Origin of the sequence: Streptomyces sp. 130, from assembly GCF_007096885.1 — a bacterium.
Classification (GTDB): domain Bacteria; phylum Actinomycetota; class Actinomycetes; order Streptomycetales; family Streptomycetaceae; genus Streptomyces.
The window spans coordinates 55,461-61,460 of the sequence record NZ_VJNO01000041.1; the positions used below are offsets into that span (position 1 = coordinate 55,461).

Annotated in this window: 6 protein-coding genes; 1 reads left to right on the plus strand and 5 read right to left on the minus strand. The window is 73.7% G+C overall.

All coding sequences use genetic code 11. The features are described from left to right. Nucleotides 1-166: 166 nt before the first annotated feature. The 3 genes from FKN01_RS27240 to FKN01_RS27250 are packed head-to-tail and all read right to left on the minus strand — an operon-like array spanning nt 167 to nt 1,764. A complete protein-coding gene (locus FKN01_RS27240; protein ID WP_143625134.1) occupies nt 167-622 on the minus strand; it encodes a DUF6113 family protein in 456 nt (151 codons plus the stop codon). Continuing rightward, nucleotides 619-1,518 (minus strand): N-acetyl-1-D-myo-inositol-2-amino-2-deoxy-alpha-D-glucopyranoside deacetylase, encoded by a 900-nt coding sequence (mshB, locus tag FKN01_RS27245; protein ID WP_143625136.1) that lies wholly within the window; start codon nt 1,516-1,518, stop codon nt 619-621. The genes FKN01_RS27240 and mshB overlap by 4 nt, the downstream gene beginning before the upstream one ends. A 51-nt stretch (nt 1,519-1,569) precedes the next feature. Then, on the minus strand, nt 1,570-1,764 hold the full coding sequence (locus FKN01_RS27250; protein ID WP_018100847.1) for a hypothetical protein: 195 nt from the start codon (nt 1,762-1,764) through the stop codon (nt 1,570-1,572). A gap of 209 nt (nt 1,765-1,973) precedes the next feature. Here FKN01_RS27250 and FKN01_RS27255 point away from each other — a divergent pair, with 209 nt between their 5' ends. Further along, nucleotides 1,974-4,055, plus strand: coding sequence for a prolyl oligopeptidase family serine peptidase (locus FKN01_RS27255; protein WP_398933267.1), 2,082 nt, complete (start codon nt 1,974-1,976; stop codon nt 4,053-4,055). 1 nt (nt 4,056) lies between these two features. Here FKN01_RS27255 and FKN01_RS27260 read toward each other — a convergent pair whose 3' ends face one another. Continuing rightward, nucleotides 4,057-5,109, minus strand: coding sequence for a hypothetical protein (locus FKN01_RS27260; protein WP_260697023.1), 1,053 nt, complete (start codon nt 5,107-5,109; stop codon nt 4,057-4,059). A 178-nt stretch (nt 5,110-5,287) separates the two neighbouring features. Then, nucleotides 5,288-6,000 (minus strand): ABC transporter ATP-binding protein (locus tag FKN01_RS27265; RefSeq protein ID WP_143625140.1); only part of this gene is annotated, 713 nt, incomplete at its 5' end.

Here is a 6,000-nt window from a genome sequence, read left to right on the forward strand (position 1 = left end):
AAAGCAGGTTCTCCCGATTGGCTCCGCCGCCCGTACTTCCCCCGTGCCGCAGCCCGGGCGCGCGAACCACCATACTGGCCGCCGCCGGCACACACCCCGCGACCGGGGGAAACGACTGCGCACCCCCCGGACGGACAGGGGGCATTACGGGATCGGACGGAGCACATTACTTGGCAGGTCGGCCGCTTTCGGTCCGCTGCCCGGACGATCGCGGCATGGTGGCACAGATCACAGCGATGGCCATTCCGCCCAGCATGAAGAGCCCGAGGCCGAGCGCGTCACCGAAGACATAGTCCCCTTCGGGCCGCCCGCTGAGCAGAAAGACGATCGAAATCAGCCATCCCGCCGCCGGTGCCACCGCGCCCGGCTGGGTGCCCGTCAGCGTGCGCCCGCCGTAGAAGAGGCCGGCCGCCGCCGCCAGGGCGATGAGCAGCCCGCCGGGGAACCAGGCGGGCTGGACGAGCGTTCCGGCGATGCCCACGACGGCACCGAGGACCGCGAGCCCGAACAGGGCGGCGATCCGGGCGGGGTTGAGGGGTGCGGCCAGACCACTGGCCGGAATGTCCTTCTTCTGTGCGTCCGTCCGTGCGCCGTCGGCCCGCGCCCTGCTGCTGCCGCTCACCGGTCCGCCCCCGGCACACCCGCGAAGAGGTCCCGTTCCCGTTCGCCCGCCGGAGCACCCGGGGTGCCGCTGACCAACTCGTAGTACTCCGTGGTGAACACGGGCTGCGCCAGGTCGTTCGACAGGGCGAAGTACCGTCCCCGGACGGCGATCTGGGTGGCGTGCGCCCGCATCGCGGCGGTCTTCGCGCCCTCGTGTCCGGCGCCGTCGATCACGGCGGTGATCCGGTCGTCGTCCACCACGCCCGGTACGTCGCCGACCGCGGCGATCCCCGGGAACGCCTCCGGCGCCTCGGCGCGCAGCGCGGCGAACCCCTCCTCGGCGACCCGGCGCGGCACCCGGTTCCAGTAGACCTTGGCGATGGCGTGCGGAGCGCCGGAGCCGGGGCGGTACGCGGCGTCGGCGGCCAGCTCCGCGGCGCGGGTGGCGACCCGGTGGGCCTGGATGTGGTCGGGGTGCCCGTAGCCCCCGTCGGGGTCGTACGTCACCAGGACCTGGGGGCGCACCTCGCGGATCACGTCGACGAGATGCCCGGCGGCCTCGTCCACGTCGGCCGACCAGAAGGCGCCGGGGCGGGTGTTCTGCTCGGCGCCCATCATCCCGGAGTCCCGGTAGCGGCCGGGGCCGCCGAGGAAGCGGTGGTCGGTGACGCCCAGCTCCTTCATGGCCGCCGCGAGTTCATCGATGCGGTACGGGCCCAGGGCGTCGTCCCGGTCGGCGGCGAGGTGGGCGAGGGCGGGCGGGATGATCTCGCCCTCCTCGCCGAGCGTGCAGGTCACCAGCGTGACCAGGGCGCCCTCGGCCGCGTACCTGGCCATCGTGGCGCCGTTGTTGATCGACTCGTCGTCCGGGTGCGCGTGCACCAGGAGCAGCCGCCGGGCGGGAAGGTCCGTCATGGGACCAGCCTACGAGGCCCCACGGCCGCCGCCCGCCCACGGGTGACCCGGTCAGAACTTGATGCCGCCGATCATGCCCGCCACGTTCGTGGTCAGCTCGGAGATGGTGGGTGCGATGGACGAACTGGCGAGATAGAAACCGAGCAGCGCGCAGACGACCGCGTGTCCTCCCTTCAGTCCGGACTTCCGGATCAGCAGGAAGACGATGATCGCCAGCAGCACCACCGCCGAAATCGAGAGCGCCACGGCGGTTCACCTCCATCTGTACGGTCGGGACTGGGCAGCACGCGTGGAGCCAGCAGGTTCATACCCACCGAGCGCTACGGATCATAACTATCCGTGGCGCCGCATTGTTCGGGGCACAGCAGCACGAGGGGCGCACGGACGGGCGCGGCCGATAGGTTCGGCCCATGACTTCGTCAGAGATCACGTTTCCGCTCCAGTCGGCCCGGACCATGAGATTCACCCTTGGGGCACCGCGCGCGTTCACGGTGTCACCCGACGGTGGACGCGTGGTCTACCTGCGCTCGGGTTCGGGTACGGACCGCTCGGGGCAGCTGTGGGTGCTGGACCTGGACGGGGGCGCCGGGCCGCGAGAACGCCTGGTGGCCGATCCGCGGGCGCTGCTGGGCGGTGCGGATGAGCGCCTGTCGGCGCAGGAGCGGGCCCGGCGGGAGCGCAGCCGCGAGGGCTCCTCGGGCATCGTGGGCTACGCGCTGGACGGGGCCGCCGAGTCGGCCGCGTTCGCGCTCTCGGGGAAGGTGTACGTGGCGGATCTGGGCGCGGGCACGGCGCGCGCGCTGCCCGTTCCCGGCCCGGTGATCGATCCGCGCCCCTCCCCGGACGGGCGACACGTCGCCTATGTGTCCAAGGGTGCCCTGCGCGTCGTCGGCGTGGACGGTGCGGCGGACCGGGCGCTCGCGGAGCCGGAGGACGGCCATGTCACGTACGGGCTCGCGGAGTTCATCGCGGCCGAGGAGATGAGCCGCGGCCGGGGCTTCTGGTGGTCGCCGGAGTCCGACCGGCTGCTGGTGGCCCGGGTGGACGACGGCCCCGTGCGGCGGTGGTGGATCGCCGACCCCGCGCACCCCGAGCGCCAGCCGGCCGAGGTCGCGTACCCCGCCGCGGGCACGCCCAACGCGGTGGTGGGGCTCCAGGTCGTGGACCTGGACGGCAAGCGCACCGAAGTGGTCTGGGACCGGGCCCGGTTCCCGTATCTGGCGCGGGTGCACTGGTCCTCGTACGGGCCTTTGCTGCTGCTCGTCCAGGCCCGGGACCAGCGGAGCCAGCTGTACCTGGCGGTGGACCCGGAGACCGGGGCGACCCGGACCGTGCACGCGGACGAGGACCCGGTCTGGCTGGAGCTGTTCCCCGGGGTGCCCGCGTGGGCGCCGGACGGGCGGCTCGTGCGGATCACGGACGAGGGCGGGGCGCGGCGGCTCGCGGTCGGCGACCGGACGCTGACCAGGGGCCGGCTGCACATCCAGTCGGTGCTGGACATCGGGGAATCCGACGTCCTGGTGTCGGCGTCGGCGGGCGCGGACGCGGCGGAGCCGGAGACCGGCGAGAGCCATGTGTACCGGGTCAACGAGCTGGGCGTCGAGCGGGTCTCCGAGGGCGTCGGCGTGCACACGGCGGTCCGGTCGGGCCGGGTGACGGTGCTGGTCTCGGCGACGCCGGAGCGGCCCGGGGCGACGGCGCGGGTGCTGCGGGACGGCAAGGAGATCGCCGTCGTGGAGAACCGTGCGGAGCGCCCGGTGCTGACCGCGCGGCCGGTGTTCACCGAAGGGGGCGCACGGCGAATTCCGTGCGCCGTGTTGCTCCCCACCGGGTACTCGGAGTCGGACGGTCCGCTTCCGGTCCTCATGGACCCGTACGGCGGACCGCACGGCCGGCGGGTCGTGGCCGCCCACAATCCGCATCTCACCTCGCAGTGGTTCGCGGACCAGGGCTTCGCGGTCGTCGTCGCCGACGGGCGCGGCACGCCCGGCCGTTCACCGGCCTGGGAGAAGGCGGTCAAGGACAATCTGGCGCTCAGCCTCGACGACCAGGTGGACGCCCTGCACGGGCTCGCGGAGCGCTTCCCGCTGGATCTGGGCCGGGTGGCCATCCGGGGCTGGTCGTTCGGCGGCCTCCTGGCCGGGCTGGCCGCCCTGCGGCGGCCCGACGTCTTCCACGCGGCGGTCGTCGGTGCCCCGGTGACCGACCAGCGGCTCTACGACACCCATTACACCGAGCGCTATCTCGGAGACCCGGCACAGAACCCGGAGGTGTACGCGTACAACTCGCTGGTCACCGACGCGGGCCTGTCGCACGCGGCCGAGCAGGTGCGGCCCATGATGATCATCCACGGTCTCGCGGACGACAACGTGGTCGTCGCGCACAGCCTGCGGCTGTCCTCGGCGCTGCTCGCCGCCGGCCGGCCGCACGAGGTGCTGCCGCTGAGCGGGGTGACCCATATGACCCCGCAGGAGAAGGTGGCCGAGAATCTGCTGCTGCTCCAGGTGGACTTCCTGAAGCGGTCGCTGGGGCTCTGACTCACCAGCCGGGCGGCGGCTGCGAGGGCGGCGGGGGCGGGCCGAAGCCGCCGCTGCCGCCCTGCGGGTAGCCGTAGCCGTAGCCGGGGTGGTGCGGGGGCGTGACCGGTGCGGGGCCCCAGCCCGGGCCGCCGCCCCAGGGGTCCTGGCCCGGGGCGCGGACCGGGCCGGGGACGGCGAGGGCGATGAGCGCGGCCAGGGCGGCGAGCGCCTGGAAGAACGAGCTGAGCAGGCTGAGCCGGAGCTCGGTCGACTGGTCGCCGAAGTGCTCCAGCAGGTCGTAGTGCACGATCCGCACCACCCCGAACACCCCGCCGGGCAGCAGCACCGCCGCGCCCACCAGCCCGAACGGGCGGGCGTGCGGGGCCCGCGCCGCCGCGCTGATCCCGGCGGCCACGCAGAGCAGGGCGAGCACCACGGTGGCCCAGCCCGGCGGCGGACCGGTCAGGTACTGCGCGATCCGGTCACCGCCCACGTACCAGTCGGGGAAGAAGTACGGGTCCCGGACGACCTGGCGGATCTCCCAGGCGATCAGCACGGCCCCGGCGGCGCACAGCGCCAGGAAGGCGAGGACGCCCGCGCCGGGGCCCGGCCCGAGCGGCGTCCGCTCGTAGGAGTCGGCGGGCGGGCGGCGGCCGGCCCCGGCCGTGATGATCATCGCGGCGCCCGCGGCGACGGCGACGAAGGCGCAGATCAGGGCCCGGGAGCACAGGTCGCCGGAGTACGCGGCCTCCATCCGGTGGCTGCCGATGGTCCAGAGCCCGGGCAGCCGCACGGCGAGGGTGACCACCCCGGCGACGACGAGCGCTGACGCGGCGGACGCGGCACGCAGCGCGGCCACGGTGACGGCCACGTACACCACGAAGAGGACGAGGTCCGTGCCCGAGGTGGTGGGCATGGCCCCCGTACGGGCTTCGTGCAGCCCGGCCCAGTACCGCCACAGTTGGCCGAAACCTATCGCATCGACGTCACGTATCAGCCAGCTCGCGACGATCACCGCGAGCACGGCGGACAGGACGGCTCCGGTGGCTCTCGCTCCGCGGGTGAGTATCACACCGGCGATACTTCCGTGCCGCGGCCCTCCGGACAAGAGGGCCCGCACCGCCGCCGGTACGGCCACCGGCCGGGGGGCGTCACACCCCTCCGGCCGGTCCACGGCACCCGCACGGCCGTACGTTGTCCATGGTGCCGCGTCCGTATATCGGGGACGTTGCCCGTGTGTTAACGGCGCGTCAGACGGCCCGGCTGCTCCCGGAGGGCGGGGGCGGGCCCTCGTCGCGGTCCGCCGGTCCGGGCCGCTCAGTGGCCTGCGCCGCCTCGGCCGCCCGCCCGGCCGCGTCCTCCTGGCCGCCCTCCCCCGGCACCGCATCGAGCGTGCCCTCCGGCGGGACCACCCGCTTCTCCTCCGCGAAGTGGCAGGCGGAGGCGTGCCGGGCCGGGCTGTCGGCGTCCAGGAAGGCCGCCGGGACCGCCAGCAGCGGCACCTCCAGCTCGCACCGCTTCTGCGCCTTCCAGCAGCGGGTGCGGAAGCGGCAGCCGGAGGGCGGGTTGGCGGGCGAGGGCACGTCGCCGTGCAGGATGATCCGCTCGCGGAACTCGCGCGCCGCGGGGTCCGGCACCGGCACGGCGGAGAGCAGCGCCTGTGTGTACGGGTGCGTGGGGTGGTCGTAGATCTCCGCGTCGGTGCCGATCTCCACGAACCGGCCCAGATACATCACGCCGACCCGGTCGGAGATGTGCCGCACGATGGACAGGTCGTGCGCGATGAAGACGTAGCTCAGGTTGAACTCGGCCTGCAGCCGGTCCAGCAGGTTGACGACCTGCGCCTGGACGGAGACGTCGAGCGCGGAGACCGGTTCGTCGGCGACGATGATCTCCGGGTTGAGCGCGAGGCCGCGGGCGATGCCGATGCGCTGGCGCTGGCCGCCGGAGAACTGGTGCGGGT